Origin of the sequence: Alkalibacillus silvisoli (genome assembly GCF_039521975.1) — a bacterium.
Classification (GTDB): domain Bacteria; phylum Bacillota; class Bacilli; order Bacillales; family Alkalibacillaceae; genus Alkalibacillus; species Alkalibacillus silvisoli.
Genome location: NZ_BAAACZ010000003.1, coordinates 14341 through 35140 on the forward strand (window position 1 = coordinate 14341; position 20800 = coordinate 35140).

Genomic DNA, 20800 nt, shown 5'->3' on the forward strand with positions numbered 1-20800 from the left:
TCAGGATGAGTTCTATTAACGTAGCTTTATTAGGCTTTGGAACTGTAGGGCGCGGTGTATATGAAATAATTGAACAAGAACAAAAGCGGCTAACTGAAATCTTAGGTTGTTCTGTTAATATAGTCGCTATATTAGTTGATGATGAGACGATTGAGCGTAACGTTCCTTCACATATTTTAGTGACATCAAGTGCTCACGATGTATTAACCCAACCAGTTGATGTCGTTATAGAAGCGATTGTTGGTGTGGAGCCTGCTTATACGTATTTATCACAAGCTATTGAGAAAGGTTGTCACATCATTACAGCTAATAAAGAAATGTTTGCACATAAAGGGCATGAATTAAAACAACAAGCAAAAGAGCGACAAGTTTCTGTGGAGTATGAAGCGACAGTTGCTGGTGGTGTCCCTGTCATAAATACCTTAAGACAACTCGTTACTGTTAACCGAGTCGTTCAAATTGAAGCAATATTGAATGGTACGACAAACTATATATTAAGTGAAATTACAAATAAACAGGCAAGTTTTGCTGAAGCCTTACAATCTGCACAGCAATTAGGCTATGCTGAGGCTGATCCTACGAATGACCTTAAAGGATATGATGCGCTCTATAAAGCGATTATTTTAGCCGAATTATTAACGGGTACTAAAGTTTATGGTAATCATGTTTTTCGTGAAGGAATTAAAAGTGTAATAAAAGCTGATGTTATTCACCAACAGTTAAAAGGATCCCGTGTTAAACATATTGCTACTTTGAATTTCGGGCAAGGGCAAATAGATATAAGAGTGGAACCTAAGTGGATTACATCAGAACACCCTTTATACCATGTGGAAGGTGTCGATAATGCTATTGTCATGACAGGTGACTATGTTGGTAGGCTTAAATTAGAAGGCCCAGGTGCTGGTCAATACCCAACAGCAAGTGTCATGGTGGAGGATTTAGTTAAGATCTTTAGTCGAGAAAGGAAATTAGTCAATAACTAAGTGTGTACTTCAAAGACTCATAGGGGTCTGGTGTATGTTAAAATAGTGAAGGATTTCCCTATGAGAAAGGAAGTTTTTGATGAGTACAACATATAAAATACCATTGTCTCCACAGTATGATCCGTGGGAAGCATACATGGACATTGAGGAACACGGTGAGATGGTGTTATCGAATATTGAGTTTACCACAACTCATTTATGTAATATGCGCTGTCGCCACTGTGCTGTTGGTGATACATTACTGAAAAAAGACCCTGATGCTCTACCGATTGACTTATTGCTTAAGCGACTAGATGATGTACCTCATTTACGTACGTTAAGTATTACCGGTGGCGAGCCGATGTTGTCTAAGAAGTCAGTTGATGAATATGTCGTTCCATTATTGAAATATGCACATGAACGTGGCGTTCGTACACAGATAAATTCTAATTTAACGTTACCATATAGTCGATACGAATCGATCATTCCATACTTAGATGTTCTCCACATTTCACATAATTGGGGAACGGCAGAAGAATTCGCTGAAACAGGGTTTGCTTTAATGGAGCGCAAACCATCTTATGAAAACCGCAAGATGTATTTTCATAGAATGGTAGAAAACAGCCAGAAATTATCTGAAGCCGGTGTCATGGTATCGGCTGAAACGATGCTAAATAAACGTACCTTCCCATACTTAGAGCAAATTCATGAGCATGTTTTAGAGATGGGGTGTTGCCGTCACGAAATTCATCCCATGTATCCAGTTGATTTCGCAAGTGATTTACAAACTTTATCACTTGATGAAATGAAAGAAGCGATCACGCGTTTATTAGACTGTCGGGATGAGCGTGTTTGGATGTTATTTGGGACGTTACCTATTTACCCGTGTAACTCCAAAGAACGAGATTTAAACCTATTAAAGCGCCTTGATGAAGCAAAGAATGTAACAGTGCGTAATGACCCGGATGGACGCTCACGATTGAATATTAATATATTCACAGGTGATGTGACTGTTACTGATTTTGGTGATGAGCCTTCACTAGGTAATGTTCAAAATACGAGACTACTAGACTCATTTAAACAATGGATGGAAACGAAAACAGCTCAATCCTTAAATTGTCACTGTCCAATGGCGAAGTGTTTAGGACCTAATGTATTAGTTAAAAACACGTATTATCAAGACGTTGATTTCCGTAAACGACAGGCGAATATATCGATTTCTAATCGTTAAACCTCGGTAAAATGCCGGGGTTTATTTTGTAGGATTAGAATTATGTTAGGTCGCTTTTTATCGTACTATTCCGATTATTTTAAATAACATTGTCGAATTAGACATAAAAGAGTAATATAAGAGTTAATATTCGTAAAATTGTCACGAGAGGAGCAACAAGATATGAAATTAATCGCCAAATTAGTAGCTGGTATTATTTTAGGTATTGTAATTGGTCTTATAGGAATTGAGTGGCTAACACGTTCACTCATTACTTTTAGTGATTTGTTTGGGCAATTTATTGAATTTATGATCCCACTTATTATTCTGTTCTTTATCGCCTCGGGTGTTTCTAAATTAGGACAAGGTTCAGGTAAGTTAGTTGGGCTTACTGTCGGAACCGCTTACACGTCGACTGTTTTAGCTGGTATTGCAGCATTTTTCATTGCGACATTAATTATGCCAATGGTGGCTTCGGAACGCTCAGCACCAGAAGAAGGAAGTGCTTTAGAAGGGTACATAGATTTGGCAATTGACCCACTAATGGGTGTCATCACAGCGCTTGTCTTAGCATTCACATTCGGTATTGCGATCGCTAAGTTAAAGAGTGAAACGCTCATTCGAGTCTTTGATGAAGGTAAATCAGTCGTGGAGTTAGTCATTGTAAAGGTGATTATTCCCCTTCTTCCATTCTTTATTGCAGGGATCTTTGCAGAATTGGCTTCAGAAGGGACCGTATTTGATACGTTAAGAGTGTTCGGTATTGTATTAGTGGTTGCGATTGCTACGCATTGGGCGTGGATTATCCTTCAGTATACAGCTGCTGGGCTTTACGTTGGTCGAAACCCGTTCAGCTTACTTAAAACAATGCTCCCTGCATACTTTACTGGTTTAGGTACAATGAGTAGTGCAGCGACCATTCCGGTTACATTAAAGCAGGCAAAGCAAAACAAAGTCCGTGAAGAAGTTGCGAACTTTAGTGTACCTTTAAGTGCGACTATTCACTTATCAGGTAGTGTTATTACGATTGTCAGTTGTACAGTAGCTGTTATGGCAGTATTAGATGGTTATAGCGTTCCAAACTTCTTTGAAATGTTACCTGTGATTGCAATGTTAGGTATTATTATGATTGCAGCTCCAGGTGTTCCAGGTGGAGCGATTATGGCGGCAATTGGTATTTTAGGTTCTATGCTAGGCTTTACTGAAGCGGCCATTGCATTAATGATCGCGTTATACATGGCACAAGACGGCTTTGGAACAGCAGCGAATGTGACGGGTGATGGTGCAATTGCCTTGTTCGTTGATAAATTTACAAGTAAATTTAAAGGATAAAAATAAGGCAACCTCTTTAAAGAGAGGTTGCCTTATTTTTATGTTAATCTTCATCTACCGGATATACACCATTCTCATCGTGAATCTCTTTACCTGAAAGTGGTGGGTTGAATACGCATACGACGCGCATATCTTCACTGCCTCCACGAAGTAGGTGTTCATCATGCTCATCTAAGGAATAAACAGTACCTGGTGTGATTTTATATACTTTCCCATCTTTCAGTGTTTCAACTTCACCATCACCTTCAATGCAATAGACAGCTTCTAAGTGATTTTGGTACCAAATGTGCGTTTCAGTCCCTGCTTTTATGACTGTGTCGTGAAGTGAGAAGCCCATACCATCCTTCTTTAATAATAGGCGGCGGCTCTTCCAGTTTTCACCTTTTACTTCATTTTCTGATCCGATTACATCTTGTAATTTTACAGTTTTCATTAGTAGAATCCCCTTTCAGATATGTTTATAAAATTTTACTTAAAAATTCTTGTGTACGTGGGTTTTGTGGGTTTTCAAAAATTTGTTGTGGTTTGCCTTCTTCCATGACAACTCCCTCATCCATAAACATGACACGATCACCAACCTCACGTGCGAATCCCATTTCGTGAGTGACAACGACCATTGTCATACCTTCTTTTGCCAAATCCTTCATAACGCCTAACACATCCCCAACTAATTCTGGGTCTAAAGAAGAAGTTGGTTCATCGAATAACATAACACTAGGCTCCATAGCTAACGATCTTGCAATTGCTGCACGCTGCTTTTGTCCACCTGAAAGACTATCAGGGTAAGCTTCTGCTTTATCTTCTAATCCCACTTTTTCAAGGAGTTTCATAGCTAAATCATTAGCCTGCTGTTCATCAGTTCCTTTTACCTTAATGGGTCCTAGTGTAACATTTTCTAGCACTGTCATGTGTGGAAATAGGTTGAAATGTTGAAACACCATCCCCACTTGTGAGCGAACCCGGTTTATATCTGTGTTTGGGTCATTAATAATATCTTGTTCAATCTTCACTTCACCAGATGTGATATCTTCTAATAGATTTAGACATCTTAAAAATGTACTCTTACCAGACCCAGAAGGCCCAATCACACAGACAACTTCACTTTCTTGAACTTCAGCATCAATTCCTTTTAACACCTCAAGGTCACCAAACGATTTGTGTAAATCTTTTACCGAAATCATCTATACATCTAACTTCCTTTCTATACGACGTAAAATTAATGAAGTTGGAATCGTAATCATTAAGTAAATAAGGCAGACCATAACTAGAGTTTCAAATACTTCTGCTGTAGCGTTGAAATACTGTCTACCCATGTATAAAAGTTCTCCTACTGCAATTACAGAGAATAAGGAAGTATCTTTTAAACTTATGATAAATTGGTTACCTAATGGTGGGATCATTCGTTTAAAAGCTTGTGGCCAAACAATGTAACGCATCGTTTGACGTTCGGTTAAACCAAGTGAACGTCCAGCTTCAAACTGGCCGCGGTCAATCGAGTGCACAGCACCTCTGACAATTTCGGCGATATATGCACCTGCATTAATAGTAATAGCAATGATTGCTGCGGTTAATCCACTAATATTAACTCCAATTAAATCCTCAGACAATCCGAAATAGATGAACATGACTTGAGCTAAGATAGGTGTTCCTCGCACAACTTCTACAAAAACGGTACTAATTCCATAAGTTAAACGGTTTTTAGACAGTCGTGCTAACCCCATGATTGCTCCTAATATAAAGCCAAGAATTAAACCAATTACAGTAATGAGTAGTGTTAACTGTAACCCTTCGAATAAGAAAGGTAATGACTTAACGTAAGCTGAATCCATTAGCGCTTCAAACATTTAATATTCGCTCCTTTAGAAACTCGGTCGCCTTGTTACGACAGAAGGTTTAAAAAAAGCGCAACAAGCTGTACTTGTTACGCTTGATTTCTAGTAAACTCTTAGTCGTTATTTACTGAAAATCTTCTGGTGGTGCTTCACCAAACCAATCTTCATAGATTTCAGCATATGTGCCATCTTCAATTAAAGTCGCTAACGCTTCGTTAACTGGTTCTACTAGGTCTGAATCTTGAGGGAATGCAATACCATATGGCTGACCCTCTAAAACATCACCAACCATCTTTAATTCATCTTCAGCGTTTTCCATAATGTAATATTGTACGTTAGGTAAGTCATATAAAACAGCATCTAAACGACCAGCTTCTAAGTCCATGTAAGCTGTTACGATTTCTGGGAATGCTGTAACCTCAGCATCAGTATTGTCTAATAAATAGTCTTCACTTGTTGAGCCTTGACGTACACCTACATTCAATCCGCCAATATCATCAATTGATTCAATATCAGAATCTATAGGTACCGCTAAGATTAGACCGGAGTCATAGTATTTATCTGAGAAGTCCATATTTTCTTGTCGGTCTTCAGTGATGGAAATCCCAGCAACACCAAAGTCGTTACGCCCTGATCTCATAGAACCTAGTAAACCATCAAACTCCATTGTTTCATAATCTACTTCAAACCCTACCTCTTCAGCGATTGCGTTAACTAGGTCAATGTCGAATCCTTCCATTTCACCTGTGTCTGGATTTAAATATTCAAACGGTTGGAAGTTTGCATCCGTGGCAACTGAATATGTTTCCCCGTCTCCACTTGAACCACATGCTGCAAGAATACTTAACGTTACAATTGCAGTAAGTAAAACAGTTAACTTTTTCATTTAAATATGTACCCCCTAGAAATATAGTTTAACCGTTTATATTTTCTCACGGTCTAGATAGATTTGGAAAATGACATTAAACTACATTATTATGAATTATCTGATATTTGGGCTGATTTTTCGCAGCTCAACTCGCTCACTTATAAAATAACTGACATTTATTGCGTTATTCTTTCGTTTAATCCACATTTTCCTTTTTAAATAAATATGGGGGCTGTACAAAAAATATGATAAAAATAAAAAGCTTTGTACGGTTTTTTCGTACAAAGCTTTATAGGGTTAGTATGGATCAGATGGATGTCCCATCTGCTGAGCATCGTGGACGGCTTCTTCCATTTTATCTTCTTTAGGCATGGAATTAAGGCCTTCAGCTACACGTTTTCCATATTCTTCATCAGCTTTCGTGAAATTTTCGATCATTTGGTTTTGAATATCTTTATGGCATTGTGAGAGGGCTCCAACTAAATTATTAATTAAGTCATCACGTTCCCAATCATTGAGTCGTCGGTAGGTTTCGCCAGCTTGTCCGAAGTTGTTTTGGCGTTCAATTGGCTCTCGGACTATATTACCTTCTACATAAGGTTCGTGTTCTTGGCCGTTGTTCTCATCTTCTGTATAACCGCCAAGAAGGGATGGTTCATAGTTAATATGAGGATTTTTATCTTCACCATAGTCTGTTCGAAAATCCATTTGACCACCATTCTGATTCGTGCGTATCCCTTTAACTGGACTATTAATTGGTAATTGTAAATAGTTCGGTCCAACACGGTATCGTTGTGTATCTGAGTATGAGTAAGTGCGGCCTAGAAGTAATTTATCATCCGAAAAGTCTAACCCATCTACTAAAACTCCCGTACCAAAAGCAGATTGTTCCACTTCAGCATGGAAGTTTTTCGGGTTTTCATTGAGCACCATTTTACCTACTTTATGCCATGGGAACTGGTCGCGATACCATAATTTAGTTGGGTCTAGTGGGTCGAAGTCTAGCTCTTTGTGTTCGCCATCTTCCATAATTTGAACGTAAAGCTCCCATTCAGGGTAGTTCCCTTCTTCGATTGCTTCATACAGATCTTGTGTTGCATGATTAAAGTTCATGCCTTGAATTTTGTCAGCTTCTTGTTGGGTCAAGTTTTTAATTCCTTGAACAGGCTCCCAGTGATATTTAACTAATACAGCTTTCCCTTCTTTGTTCACCCATCTATACGCATGAACACCTGAACCTTGCATTTGCCTGTAGTTAGCCGGAGTGCCCCAAGGTGAGAATAAGAATGTAATCATATGTGTAGCTTCTGGTGATTGACTAATAAAGTCAAAGATTCGCTCAGGGTCTTGGATATTAGTCACAGGGTCCGGTTGAAATGCATGTACGAAGTCAGGGAATTTAATTGGATCACGGATGAAGAAGATCTTTAAATTATTCCCAACTAAATCCCAATTCCCGTCTTCTGTGTAAAATTTAACTGCAAATCCTCTTGGGTCTCGTAATGTTTCTGGTGAATGTCTACCGTGATTAACAGTCGAGAAACGGACAAATACAGGTGTTTGTTTCCCTTTCTCAAACACTTTAGCGCGAGTGTATTTAGAAATTGATTCGCCGTCTACTTCTCCGTATGATTCAAAATAACCATGCGCCCCAGCCCCGCGTCCGTGTACGATTCGTTCTGGAATTCTTTCGCGATCAAAATGGCTAATTTTCTCAAGGAAATCATAGTTTTCAAGTACAGTAGGTCCACGATCTCCAACGCTTCTTGTATTTTGGTTGTCTGTTACTGGATGTCCTTGCTGATTCGTGAGCTTAGATTTTTCATTTTCGCTTTTACGGTCTTTATTTTTCATATTTAGAAATCCTCCTTCCAATATCACTCAGTTAGTATGTACAGTTATTTTCTAGATATTAGAATTAGTGGACAATTTCTACTGAGGAAAAATAAGGTGAAGGCGTTCTATAATAGAAATCGAGCGAACGCCCAATTAATTGAGGTGTTCGCCCGAATATTTAAAATTTCGCCTGATTATCTAAAATTTCGCCCGATTATCTTGAAAATCGCCTGATTCTCTAATAATCAGGCGATTTCATATATCACTATTTTTTAGTTCTATATGGTGTTGATATTTTACACATTTGTACTTGTGCCCTTCACAATAACAACCGATTGTGATTGGGCTGTTAAAAAAGGTGCCTCTTAAAGAGAGGCACCTTAATTATTCGTCTTTAAAAGATTGAGAAAAACGTTTCATTGCTTGTTCTTCTGCATCTAGATACAGAGTGCGAGATGGGAAGGCGATTGACACTTCTTCTTCTTTTAATATATCCATAATTTTAAAGTTAATGTCCTCTTTAACTTCTAAATATTCATCCCATACAGTAGTCTTCGTAAAGAAGTAAAGCATAATATCTAGGCTACTGTCGTTATACTTATCGAAATTGACAAAGATCGTCTCAGGGTGGACTTCTTCATGATTTTCTAATAAGTCCCGAACACGATTAACGACAGTCTCTAGTTTATCTCTAGGTGTGGTATATTCGACTCCTAGATTAAAGAATATACGGCGTTTACCCATCTCACTCCAGTTTGTAATTGGCTCGTTAGATAGAGTAGAGTTAGGGATCGTTACGAGCGATTCAGAAAACGTTCTAACACGCGTACTTCTAAATGTAATATCTTCAACGACACCTTCGATACTAGGTGTTTCAATCCAATCCTCCATTGTAAACGGTTTTTCTGTAATTATGACGATACCGCCAAACAAGTTTTTGATTACTTCTTGTGCTGCTAAGGCAAAAGCTAGACCACCAAGTCCAAGACCTGCGACAAAGCCGCTAACATCATAACCAAATTCTTGTGCGATAATACTTAAGCTAATCGCAATAACAATAAAACGGATGGCTTTAGATATAAAAGGTATTAAGATTTGGTCAATTTCTAAGTTAACTTTATCACTCACTTTCATGAGTAATAAAGAAGAGCTTGATGCTAAGTTAAATAATCCCCAAGTGATGACTAAAATAACGGATGACCGAATTAAGCTTTCGAATAGATCGTTTTGCTGATTAATAAATGGTACATAGTCAACTGCAATGTAAATACCAATAATGACAAAAAGTGTTCTAACCGGCCGCTCGTAAGATTTAACGATAAAGTTAAGTAAGTCGGACCCAGATTTATTCGTTAATTTTAGGATGAAGTAAAATACATACTTAGCAAATAACTTTCTAAGCAAAAGAAAGACTAATAGAATCCCGAAAGCTATACCGAGGTCAATCCATAGTTCGATATTATTTATGTATTCCCAAAATCGCCAATTCATTTCAATTCTCCCTTTGTGAAGCTTCACTTTAAAACTATTATTATCATACTATACACATCTTAAAACATAAAGAAAGCTAATTTAATCAAGTTTTATATAATAAGTGATCAATGAAGAGCCCCGAATTAAATATCGGGGCTTAATGTACTAAACAGCTGATGCTTCAATTGCTCGGATGACGCGAATAGCTGTACTTTCACTTGATTGTGGGTTTTGACCTGTGACGATATTGTGATCACGAACAGAGAAGTCAGTCCACTTATCGCCCCTGTCGAAATTTGCCCCTTGTTCACGAAGTTTTGTTTCTAACATAAATGGCATGTGTATATCTAATTGCATTTCTTTTTCTTCTTCATCTGTAAAGGCTGTTATTTTTTTGCCTTTTACTATCGGTGTTCCATCTTCATAAGTGACATTGACTAAGCCTGCAGGACCGTGGCAGACTGAGCCAATTACTTTGTCTTTCTCGGCGAATTGTTGTAAGACATATTGTAAAACTTCGTGATCAGGGAAATCAAACATTGTCCCGTGTCCGCCTGGTAGGAAGACGGCGTCAAATTGATCTGCATCAGCCTTTGTTAGTTTTTCGGTATCTTTAAGTGCTGTTTCAGCTGCTTTCCATTCAGGCCGCTCTTCAATACTGTTTGGGTCTAGTGGAACTTCGCCACCTTCAATGCTTGTCACTTTAATATCATAACCTTGTTCTATAAATTTAATATAAGGTACTGCGAATTCTTCTAACCATAAACCAGTTTTATGATCGTTAGTAATTTCAGTGTGATTGGTTAAAACCATAAGTACTTTCTTTGTCATAAGCTAAACCTCCTTCTGTACTAGTATTTATATCATCTGATAAAAATATGACGCAAAAGTTGTGCTTATGATGTGAGTAATGTGAAGGTCTGAAATGAAAGTGTTGTCATGAGTTAAATAAAGAGTCATATTGATGGTTAATCTATGGTAAACAGATTGAATTAAAGGTGGCAAAAGTCGATGGATCAATACGATGTCATAATTATTGGTGGTGGATTAGCGGGGATTTCATGCGGAATTGAGCTTGCCCAAAACAATTATAAGGTACTCATACTAGAAAAATCTCCGCATATGGGTGGACGAACAGCTTCTTGGGATGATCATGGTATGTTAGTGGAAACGGGTTCTCACCGTGTGATTGGGTATTATAAACACCTTCCAAAATTGCTTAAAAAAGCTGGAGTGGACATCAATGATATCGTTTCATGGGAAGACAAATTGGATGTGCTATCACCGAAGCATGAGAATGTTACAACTTTTGGTGTGGCACCGCTATTTGGACCATTTACTCTCATCCGTGCTATGTTAGGGAACAATCAGTCTTTTTCAGCTAAGGCGAAGTTATCATTAGCCCCATTTTTTAAAGCAGGTTTAAATGAATATAAAAAAGACCCCAAAAGACTAGATCAAATGAGTATATTGGAGTTTGCCAGGCAAAATGGCGTGCATAAAGATGCCATTCATCTGTTTATAGAAGCGTTATGTAATGGCATTTTTTTTACACCACCTGAACGCTTTTCTGCGTATGTCTTTTTTGGAATTCTAGCACCAGCACCATCTCGATTTTATAAAATGAGAATAGGTGGATTTTTAGGTGGGATGAGTGAGGTTATGTTTAATTCGCTTGTTTATCATTTTGAGAATCTTGGTGGTAAAATCATGCTCAATTCAGAAGTACAACGTTTAATTACAGAAGAAGAGAGGGTGGAAGGTGTCTCGTTAAATGAATCAAACATCTTAGCTAAACATGTCGTATTGGCAACGGAACTTGGAGCAGCTAAACAGATAATAAACCAATCTCAAATCGATTTAATCAATTTTTATTCAATGTTAAAGCTTCCGACTGCAGCAGCTGTTTCGGTTCAACTAGAATTAACTGAGCCTGCTTTAGAGCATGATCGAACGACATTTGCTCCAGGGACAGCGTTAGCTAGTTTTTCTGAACAGTCAAGATCAACATTTACACATGTTCCAGGAAGGATATCAATTATAATAGGACCATCTGATCGATATATTGACTACAAAGACGACTCACTGCTTCAACTCGTTTATGAAGAGTCAGAGAAAATAGGGTTAAATATAAACGGGAAAGTCACCGATTATCGTGTTGTCAAACACCCTGAAGAATTTTACTCTGTAGCCCCAGGCCATGATTTGCTTAGACCAGTGCAGAAGACAGTAGTACCTGGTTTAACATTGGCAGGTGATTATACAAAACAGCCTTTCTTTTCAACAATGGAAGGTGCTGTGTTCTCAGGAGAATTAGCCTCAAAAAATGTGAAGAAGGAATTAAATATATAAAGAAAGCTGCTCTTTGATTTAGAGCAGCTTTCTTTTTGGGGGTTGACGCGTATCATCTTTAGTATTTAAAATGCTAGGTCTTTTATCATTAAATGGGATGGGCGAACGGATTAAGGTTAAGAATAAAGCACGTGGGTTAAATGGGATCAATGGCCATAAATATGGCACATTTAATGTTTTTGTTTTGACTAGCAAAAGTAGCCATATTGTAACGGCGACAACGAATCCAACTAATCCAAATGCAGCGGCAACTGATAAGAATATTAGGCGAAAGATTCGGTTAGCTAAGCTCAATTCGTAACTTGGTGTTGCATAGTTTCCAATTACAGCTGCAGCAATATATAAAACAACCTCGTGTGTAAATAAACCAGCTTCAATGGCTATTTCACCAATTAATATAGCAGCTACTAAACCTAAAGCAGTAGCAAGAGCATTTGGAGTATGAATGGCAGCCATCCGCAATATTTCAACACCAATTTCAGCTATGAGGAATTGTAAGTATATTGGGATTTCACCAGGATCCTCAGCACCGATAAAATCAAGGTATTCTCCGCCTAGATTAGGGTTTGTCGCGATTAAATACCAAGCGGGCAATAGGAATAATGTTACAAAGATTGCAATAAAGCGAACCCATCTTAAAAACATCCCCACTATTGGAGCTTGGCGATATTCCTCAGCATGTTGTAGATGGTGCCAAAACGTTGTCGGACAAATCATGACACTAGGTGAACCGTCGACTAAAATTAAAACATGTCCTTCTAATAGATGAACTCCAGATGTGTCTCCCCGCTCCGTGTAACGAACAAGAGGATAAGGGCTAAGGCGTTTACCGAATATATATTCTTCTAACGTTTTTTCGCCCATTGATAAACCATCAACGTCAATGTATTCGAGTTCTTTCTTGATTCGATCGACTAACTCAGAATCGACAACACTGTCGATATAAGCTAATGAGATATCTTTCTTAGACCGTTTGCCGATTTGTAAGTATTCCATAATTAATGAGCGATCACGGACATGCCTACGAATCAGGGCTGCATTGAAAACAATTGTCTCAACAAAGCCATCTCTTGGCCCTCGTACGACACGTTCAAGGTCGGGCTCTTCTGGTGAACGGATAGGGTACTCACGGGTGTCGACCATGATGACTTCTTTACAGTTTTCAACAATTAGAGCGGTTTGCCCTGCTAATACTTGACCAATAACTTCTTCTAGATCTTCTGATGTCTCAACCTCTTGGTGAGGAATGATGGATTGAGATAATGTGGTAATGGGGTCTTTTTTTAAGTCTTCAATTTCTAAATCATTTAAACTCTTTAATGTTTCGATAAGAGATAAATCATTAGCAAATCCATCAATGAAGAACATCCCCATTTTTCGGTCGCCATGAACTAATTTATGATGAATCACATCGAAGTTATCCTCAACTCTTAATTCCTTCTGTAAATACTCAATATTCTTTTTGAAATTCTTTGAAACAGGTACTTGATTCCCAGGTTTCCCCACGTAATCACCCCATTATTAGTGTTAAATGTTAGGTATAGTATTGATTAGTTACAAAAAAGTTATGCGGTAGTAGGTGGTGTTTACTTAAGTTTAGTGGGAATGGTTCAGCGTGAGCTGTAACTATGGGTTTTATATTTTGGTTATGATTCGTATAAGTCTGTAGAAAGTGTAAGAAAATATTAACAAATTCGTTAGTGTGTATCTTGTATAATATGAGGGGAGTATTGTTATTTTGATATAGTAGATTGTCTTAATTAAATATAGAAGGGTGCAATTGATGAAGGCGATATTAGATATTTTTAAACAAGATTTAGCAAATATAAAAAGAGTTCCGTTAGTTGGATTGTTATTAATAGGGTTAGCGATTTTACCATCACTTTATGCATGGTTTAACTTAGCTGCTTCATGGGATCCGTATGATAATACTGAGGATTTGACGGTTGCTGTAGTGAATGAAGACCAAGGTGCTGAAATCGATGGGGAAACTCTTCATGTCGGTGATGAGCTTGAATCCAGTTTAGAAGAGAATGAAGGCCTCGATTGGACATTTGTAACGTCGGATGAAGCTGAAGAAGGGGTGTATTACGGAGACTATTATGCAGCGATTTATATAAATGAAGATTTCTCCAGCAGTTTAGTAAGTGTTATTGACGGTTCACCAAGTCCTGCTGAGATTGATTATGAGGTGAATGAGAAGCTTAATGCAATAGCTCCCAAAATGACTGAAGCCGGAACATCGACTATTGTAAATGAAATCTCAACGCAATTAATTAAAAACTCCTCTGAAGCTCTGTTTACAGAGTTTGATCGTCTTGGTATTGCCTTGGAAGAAGAATTGCCAACGATTAGAGCATTAAAGCAACAAGTTTATGATTTGGAAGAAAAGACGCCATTATTAATGAGTTTTGGTGACATTGTTATTTCAGTAGATGAACAGTGGGATCAAATTGAAGAACAGGTAGAGCATTTTCTAGCTTTAGATGAATTGCGTCCTGAAATTCAAGAGGGTGCTGAAAAAATACTTATCTTAGAAGAAAGTTTGTCTGAAGTTGAATCCTTAGGTGAAAGTGTTGTTGAAGTTGAAACATATTTACCTGAAGTAAAGCAATCTGTGGACGAATTAAGGGTGATTGCTGAGCAGATTGTATTAATAGAAGACTATTTGTATGACGGGGTTATGGCTGTTCAAGAATTACAAGATCAAATTGAAGACCTGGAAAGTTCTTTGCCTGCTGTCGTTGACCAAATTGAAGCGATGGAACAGCGTGCAGAAGCATTAGTTGAAATAATGGGTAATTTAAATGAGGGCCTAGACGGCTTTGTAGACCAATTGATTGAAGCTTCGAATCGCATGACTACGGTATTGGAAGATCTGAGTGCAGGCATTGAAGAAGGTAATTTAGAACAAATAGAATCAACCTTACATGAATTGAATGACCAACTGACTTCATTCGACTTATTACTAGAAGATATGATTTCAAAGCTTGAAACATGGGAGAATGTTGATCCGTCAGTTGCAGAAACAATTGAACAGTTAAAGTTGATTCGAGGGTATGTTAATGAAAGTCAACAAATCGTTGAACAGGCTATTGAAGAACTTGATCAAGATGAGGAAATAAGTGAACAATTAATTGAATCTATTTCGACACTTCATACACAAATTAATCAATTTCAAGCTTACATGGAAGCGGACGGACGAGAAGCCATTGATACATTGACTAATGAGGCTTATGAACAAGTTGAAAACACGCATGAACAATTGGATACGATCGTATACGTTTTACCTCAGGTAGAGGAACTGATTAATGAGTTAGATGACATGAATATGGTTAATCAAGAGGATTTAGAGAATGCTTTAGAAGATGTTCCTGAGGTTGGCCAAAACTTAACTGAATTCATTGATCAGATTGAAGGAGCCTTACCACAAGTTGAAACAGTTTTAGAAAGTGTTGCAAACTTTATGGAAAATGATTTCCCTGAACTTCAAGGTCAAATTAAAAGAATTGGGGCATTCATACGTGAAGACTTACCAGAAGTAGAAGAACAATACTTAACTGTTGCGGATATGATTGAAGAGCATTTCCCACAAATTCAATCAACTGTCCAAGGTTTAGCTCAATTTGCAGAGGATGACCTTCCAGGGTTAAGTGAACAATTCGACCAATTAGCAACACAAGTAAGGGAATTAGAAGAAGATGATGCTTTAAGTGAACTCATTACAGTATTGCGCCATGATGTAGAAGAGGAAAGTGAATTCTTTAAAGAGCCAGTTGTTTTAGATGAAACCCAACTGTTTCCTGTCCCAAATTATGGTTCAGCGAATTCACCGTTTTATACAGTGTTAAGTTTATGGATTGGAGCTTTACTGCTTTGTAACCTATTAAGTACTAATGTGCATAAGAAAGATCGTAAACCATATTATAAAATGCATCATATGTATTTAGGGCGAATGATCTTATTTTTAATCGTTGGAATCTTGCAAGGTATTGTTATTAGTTTAGGTAACCTTTGGATTTTAGGTGTGTATACTCAGTCACCGTGGTGGTTCACTTTATTCACAGTGTTCATAGCGGTCGTGTTTATGCTTATGGTTTATACGTTAACATCTGTATTTGGTAACATTGGTAAAGCATTAGCGATTGTCTTTTTAGTGTTACAGCTATCAGGTGGTGGTGGAATGTTCCCAATTGAGGTTGCGCCAGACTTTTTCCAGGCGATTCATCCCTATCTGCCATTTACGTATGCAATTGATTTATTAAGAGAAGCAGTCGGCGGTATTATTCCATCTGTTGCTTGGTTTAACTCAATTATGTTATCCATTTTTGGACTAGGCACCATCTTGTTTGGACTGATTTTTAAAGAAAAACTAGCCGATCGAATTGAAGAGACATCAGATAAATCCAAGTCAAGTCGTTTAATTGAATAAATACAAATTGAAGCATGGTGTTTAGATGAGCACTAAAAAATACAAATAAAGAAAGTTTGAAAATTTTCCAGATTATATTTTAAATGAAAGATGTAGTGCTAACCAAATAGAAAAACCCGAACGGTTCATCATAAATGAACGCGTTCGGATTTTCTATTTATTACTATTAGTCTAGATTAGCCTCAATCTTAAAATTCTTGCATCATCGCATCCATCATGATTTGTTCTAGTTCTTCAAAGTCTAGAATTTCCTCATTTTCTGGGTCGATAGTAAACTCAACATCACTGTTCATGTTGCTATAAGTTGTATTACCAGCTAAATAGATTTGGATAAACTCATTAGAGTCAGGGTCTTCGAATAAGAAATCCATTACGAAAGATTGTTCTTCTAACTCATCACCATTTATAACAACAGAAGTTTCAATCTGTTCGATGCTTAGAACCTCTGAAATCTCCTCCATTGCTTCATCTAAGTCCTCATCCATCATCGCTAGTTCTTCTTCAGTGAATAATTCTTCAAATTCATTCATGAATGCTTCTACTAAATACATGAAATCATCTTCAGTGAAAGATACAGTGTATTCATCACCGTCATTTGTGAATTCTGATTCATCTTTTTGATCTAAGAAGTCAGTCATTACTTGTTGAGCACGCTGTTCCATTTCGTCTTGCTCGAAATCAGGTGCTTCACCTTCTAAGTCGTCTAAGTTAATTTCAATTAACTTACCACGAGCTTCATCAGGTAATGGGAACATCATTCCAAATTCCTCAATGATACTATCTGTTTGAATGTACATCGTTTGATTTTCAAGGTCCTGTAAGAAAGGAACCTCTAAATCAATAGATAATGGTGGCATGCTTCCATTAAAGTAAACAACAGCTTCTTGTAATTGTTGATTAGCGTCATAAACTTGATCGACTTTGAAATCAAAGTCATTGATCATACCTGCAAATTGATCAAACATTGGATCATTAATATCGGCATCAAACTCTAAGTCGAATTCAGAAGATGCTTCATAGCTCTCAGCTTCTAGCATTGAATTAAATGCATCAACAACAACCTCTTTGTCACTGCGGTCATCACCACAAGCTGCAAGAATCATTGTAGCAGCTAAAGCCAATGCCAATATGGTCTTCTTATACATCGGTATTTCCCCTCTCCTAAATAATTACAGTAACTATCATATCACATACTACTAGTCTATGGTGCAAAAATATATTAAAATTCTAAATTATAAATTTTTAAAAAATTATTGACCGGGGTGGTCTAATTTGTTACATTAGTGTCGACCGACCTGGTCTAAATAATTTGAAGGAGGATTATACGTGCCGAAACCGTTTCATAATTTAGAGCAGGAAAAACAACAACGTATCATCAGCGCATCCTTACAGGAGTTTAGTGAAAAAGGTTATGAGCAAGCTTCAACTAACCAGATTGTTAAAAATGCTGGTATAGGAAAAGGAATGCTCTTTTATTATTTTAATAACAAAAGAGAACTTTATGATTATTTAATCAACTACTGTTTTGACCTAGTCCATAATGGTTATGTCCAACAAATTGATTTAAGTGAACCAGATTTCATTGAACGATTCAGGCAAGCATCAATGAATAAATTAACATTCTTCAATGAGAATCCTTTTGTGTTTAACTTTTTAGGGATCATTATGCTAACTGAGGATGAGTTATTGCCTCATGATACGAGGAAGAAGATTGAGCAACTACAACAAATAGCCTATGACAGTATTTATAAGGATATTGATTACAGTCTATTTCGTGATGATATCGATACGCAAAAAGCAATGGATCTAATCAAGTGGTCAATGGATGGTTACAGAGAGGATATAAGTCAGGTATATAAAGGTGAGGATATAGCCAATGTGAATATGGAGAAACTCACTTTAGAATTCACTCAGTATTTGGATACATTAAAAATCGCTTTTTATAAATAATTGGAGGGGATTGTATGGCGGTATTAGAAGTGAAAGGTTTAACGAAGAGCTTCGGGGAAGTAAAAGCGTTAAGTGGTGTTGATCTTACGGTTCAAGAAGGTGAAGTGTTTGGTTTTATTGGACCTAATGGAGCTGGTAAATCAACAACGATTAGAATCTTGCTTGGGATTTTAAAGGCTTCATCTGGTGAGGCGAAGATTTTCGGCCAAGATGTATGGTCAGATGCAGTTGACATTCATAAACGGATTGCTTATGTACCAGGTGATGTAAATTTGTGGCCAAATTTAACAGGCGGGCAAGTAATCGATTACTTTATTAGTTTGAGAGGTCGAGAAGTGAATCAAGCCCGTAAACAAGAGTTGATAGAACGTTTTCAATTAGACCCAACGAAAAAGAGTGGTACTTATTCAAAAGGTAACCGTCAAAAAGTAGCATTAGTTGCGGCTTTTGCTCAAGATGCTGATTTATACATCTTAGATGAACCGACTTCAGGGTTAGACCCTTTAATGGAACGTGTTTTTCAAGAGTATGTGATGGAAGCAAAACAAAATGGGAAAAGCGTTTTATTATCGAGTCACATTTTGTCAGAGGTTGAGAGGTTGTGTGATCACGTCGGTATTATTCGAGATGGGACTGTTATTGAAACAGGTTCATTAGATGAGATGAGGCATTTAACTAGAACACACCTATATGTTGAAACGAAACAACCACTTAACCTAGAAGATATGCCTGGGGTTTATGACTGGCAACAAGAAAAACAAGGCTATAGTTTTCAAGTAGACACAGAAAAGTTAGATGATGTCATTAAGAAGATCAGTGAATATGAAGTCGTTAAATTAGAGAGTGCACCGCCGACATTAGAGGACTTATTTATGAGGCATTATGAGTCGGGAGGTGCGATGTCATGACGGGTATGTTTCAAAAGATAAAGCCCATTGCCTTAATGCAACTTAGGTTAGATCGGGTGAGGTTACTTGTTTGGATAGTGGCATTTATTATCGTAACAGCAGGTACGACGTTAATATTTGAAGGGTTGTATCCATCTGCAGATGATCGTGATCAATTAGCGGCTTCTGTTGTTAACCCAGCAATCACTGCTTTACTAGGTCCTGCTTATGGGTTTGATGATTATCATGTTGGTGCTATTTTGTCGCATCAGATGTTGTTACTGACAGCCGTTGTCGTAGCAATTATGAGTATATTGCTCGTAACAAGACATACTCGAGAAGATGAAGAAGATGGAAGGGTCGAATTAATTCGTTCACTTCCAGTCGGGCGTATGTCCACTTTAACGGCTGTGATGATGAATAAAGCGTTCACTTTCGTGGTGTTAACGATTTTAATTGGGCTATCACTAGTAGTCTTAGGAATTGACAGCATTGACCTACAAGGATCGCTTCTTTATGGGGCGGTTCTAGGGGTTACAGGGATTTTATTTGCGGCGATTACTGCTTTATGTGCACAGTTAGCAGAAACATCGCGTGGGACAATAAGCTTAGCTTTTACAGTCCTCATTGTTACTTATTTAATCCGTGCAATTGGTGATGTATCTAATGAGGCATTATCATGGGTTTCACCGTTAGGTTGGGTGATTGAAGCTCAAGTATTTGTTGAAAACCGGTGGTGGCCTGTTTTAATGACATTAGGCTTAGCTATATTGATTGCAGTTGTGGCTTTATATTTAAATGCTAAACGCGACCTTGGAGCGGGTCTACTCCCTTCAAAATCGGGTAAAGCGGAAGCATCTAAGTTTTTGCGTACGCCATTAGGTTTCACTTTAAGAATGCAAAGAACCTCTCTTATTGCATGGGGGATTGGCTTGTTTGTATTTGGTGCGACTTATGGTTCTGTCTTGGCAGAAACGGAGACGTATGTAGCTGAAATGGAAGTCATGCAGCAAATGTTAGGGACTGAAGTTTCAGAAGGTTTAGCGTTAATTGAACAGTTTATCGCCATGTTAGCTGTGATCATTTCGATCTTTGCGACAATACCAATGATTTTAGCTGTATACCGCTTAGCAAAAGAGGAAAAAGTTAATCGAACGGAACAGGTATTGGCAACTGCTATCTCAAAGACTAAATTACTTTCAACGTATTTAATCGTGGCTCTTATTATGAGTGCGATTGTAATGGTCGCTGCTTCAGTTGGTATGGGGGTGACAGGTGTTGCGATGCTGGAAGGTGACCTTGCATTTAGCACCATTTTTAATTCCATTATGGTTTACTTGCCGGCGACTTGGTTAATGATTGGTTTAGCTACATTGTTAGTTGGTATAGGTAAATGGAGAGGGTTAGCTTGGTTATATCTAGGTTATTCATTTGTTGTTGTCTACTTAGGTGGGATGTTAGAGTTTCCTGAATGGATGGAAGCTTTGTCAGTATATGAGCATATCCCTAATTTACCAATAAATGATATGAATTGGTTAGCTGTATTGACTATCACAATTTTAGCCTTGATTTTAGTCGTATTAGCCATGATTAGTTATAGTAGGCGCGACATTAATGGATAATTTGATATGGTCAAATTTTGATTTAAGTAAGCGAACGCCCAATT

17 protein-coding genes are annotated in these 20800 nt (G+C 37.7%); 8 read left to right on the forward strand and 9 right to left on the reverse strand.

All coding sequences use genetic code 11. The features are described from left to right. Nucleotides 1-5 precede the first annotated feature (5 nt). From ABDZ63_RS00825 to ABDZ63_RS00835, 3 genes are all read left to right on the forward strand, one after another. The gene (locus tag ABDZ63_RS00825; RefSeq protein WP_343781138.1) at nucleotides 6-983 is read left to right on the forward strand and encodes a homoserine dehydrogenase; all 978 of its coding nucleotides are present in this window, start codon (nucleotides 6-8) and stop codon (nucleotides 981-983) included. 79 nt (nucleotides 984-1062) lie between these two features. Next, nucleotides 1063-2193, forward strand: a complete 1131-nt coding sequence (gene yfkAB / locus ABDZ63_RS00830; RefSeq protein WP_343781139.1) for a radical SAM/CxCxxxxC motif protein YfkAB — start codon at nucleotides 1063-1065, stop codon at nucleotides 2191-2193. Nucleotides 2194-2355: 162 nt separating this feature from the next. Further along, nucleotides 2356-3504 carry a dicarboxylate/amino acid:cation symporter gene (locus ABDZ63_RS00835; RefSeq protein WP_343781140.1) on the forward strand — a complete coding sequence of 383 codons (1149 nt, stop codon included), beginning with the start codon at nucleotides 2356-2358 and terminating at the stop codon, nucleotides 3502-3504. A 43-nt stretch (nucleotides 3505-3547) separates the two neighbouring features. On the opposite strand, the gene ABDZ63_RS00840 is transcribed toward ABDZ63_RS00835, so the two are convergent. The 7 genes from ABDZ63_RS00840 to ABDZ63_RS00870 form a co-directional block, all read right to left on the reverse strand. Next, complete coding sequence (locus ABDZ63_RS00840) at nucleotides 3548-3937, reverse strand: ectoine synthase (RefSeq protein ID WP_343781142.1); 390 nt, start codon at nucleotides 3935-3937, stop codon at nucleotides 3548-3550. Between the two features lie 25 nt (nucleotides 3938-3962). Then, complete coding sequence (locus ABDZ63_RS00845; RefSeq protein WP_343781143.1) at nucleotides 3963-4685, reverse strand: amino acid ABC transporter ATP-binding protein; 723 nt, start codon at nucleotides 4683-4685, stop codon at nucleotides 3963-3965. Further along, complete coding sequence (locus ABDZ63_RS00850) at nucleotides 4686-5348, reverse strand: amino acid ABC transporter permease (RefSeq protein ID WP_343781144.1); 663 nt, start codon at nucleotides 5346-5348, stop codon at nucleotides 4686-4688. A gap of 112 nt (nucleotides 5349-5460) precedes the next feature. After that, on the reverse strand, nucleotides 5461-6222 hold the full coding sequence (locus tag ABDZ63_RS00855; protein WP_343781146.1) for a transporter substrate-binding domain-containing protein: 762 nt from the start codon (nucleotides 6220-6222) through the stop codon (nucleotides 5461-5463). Between the two features lie 279 nt (nucleotides 6223-6501). Continuing rightward, nucleotides 6502-8058: a catalase gene (locus ABDZ63_RS00860; protein ID WP_343781148.1), complete on the reverse strand. Its 1557-nt coding sequence runs from the start codon at nucleotides 8056-8058 to the stop codon at nucleotides 6502-6504. Between the two features lie 366 nt (nucleotides 8059-8424). Then, nucleotides 8425-9531 carry a mechanosensitive ion channel family protein gene (locus tag ABDZ63_RS00865; protein WP_343781149.1) on the reverse strand — a complete coding sequence of 369 codons (1107 nt, stop codon included), beginning with the start codon at nucleotides 9529-9531 and terminating at the stop codon, nucleotides 8425-8427. 147 nt (nucleotides 9532-9678) lie between these two features. Continuing rightward, complete coding sequence (locus ABDZ63_RS00870; RefSeq protein WP_343781150.1) at nucleotides 9679-10344, reverse strand: type 1 glutamine amidotransferase domain-containing protein; 666 nt, start codon at nucleotides 10342-10344, stop codon at nucleotides 9679-9681. 180 nt (nucleotides 10345-10524) lie between these two features. Here ABDZ63_RS00870 and ABDZ63_RS00875 point away from each other — a divergent pair, with 180 nt between their 5' ends. Beyond that, complete coding sequence (locus ABDZ63_RS00875) at nucleotides 10525-11865, forward strand: hydroxysqualene dehydroxylase (RefSeq protein WP_343781152.1); 1341 nt, start codon at nucleotides 10525-10527, stop codon at nucleotides 11863-11865. An 18-nt stretch (nucleotides 11866-11883) separates the two neighbouring features. Here ABDZ63_RS00875 and ABDZ63_RS00880 read toward each other — a convergent pair whose 3' ends face one another. Continuing rightward, nucleotides 11884-13371 carry a spore germination protein gene (locus ABDZ63_RS00880; RefSeq protein ID WP_343781153.1) on the reverse strand — a complete coding sequence of 496 codons (1488 nt, stop codon included), beginning with the start codon at nucleotides 13369-13371 and terminating at the stop codon, nucleotides 11884-11886. Nucleotides 13372-13648: 277 nt separating this feature from the next. Here ABDZ63_RS00880 and ABDZ63_RS00885 point away from each other — a divergent pair, with 277 nt between their 5' ends. After that, a complete protein-coding gene (locus ABDZ63_RS00885; RefSeq protein WP_343781155.1) occupies nucleotides 13649-16297 on the forward strand; it encodes a YhgE/Pip family protein in 2649 nt (882 codons plus the stop codon). 188 nt (nucleotides 16298-16485) lie between these two features. Here ABDZ63_RS00885 and ABDZ63_RS00890 read toward each other — a convergent pair whose 3' ends face one another. Next, a complete protein-coding gene (locus tag ABDZ63_RS00890) occupies nucleotides 16486-17442 on the reverse strand; it encodes a hypothetical protein (protein ID WP_343781156.1) in 957 nt (318 codons plus the stop codon). Nucleotides 17443-17623: 181 nt separating this feature from the next. On the opposite strand from ABDZ63_RS00890, the gene ABDZ63_RS00895 reads away from it, so the two are divergent. Genes ABDZ63_RS00895 through ABDZ63_RS00905 form a run of 3 tightly spaced genes read left to right on the forward strand, consistent with a single transcriptional unit; the run spans nucleotide 17624 to nucleotide 20756 of the window. Next, complete coding sequence (locus ABDZ63_RS00895) at nucleotides 17624-18247, forward strand: TetR/AcrR family transcriptional regulator (protein WP_343781158.1); 624 nt, start codon at nucleotides 17624-17626, stop codon at nucleotides 18245-18247. Between the two features lie 14 nt (nucleotides 18248-18261). Further along, entirely contained in the window at nucleotides 18262-19155 is an 894-nt protein-coding gene (locus ABDZ63_RS00900) for an ABC transporter ATP-binding protein (protein WP_343781159.1), read from the forward strand. Beyond that, complete coding sequence (locus ABDZ63_RS00905; protein ID WP_343781160.1) at nucleotides 19152-20756, forward strand: ABC transporter permease; 1605 nt, start codon at nucleotides 19152-19154, stop codon at nucleotides 20754-20756. The genes ABDZ63_RS00900 and ABDZ63_RS00905 overlap by 4 nt, the downstream gene beginning before the upstream one ends. Nucleotides 20757-20800: the final 44 nt, after the last annotated feature.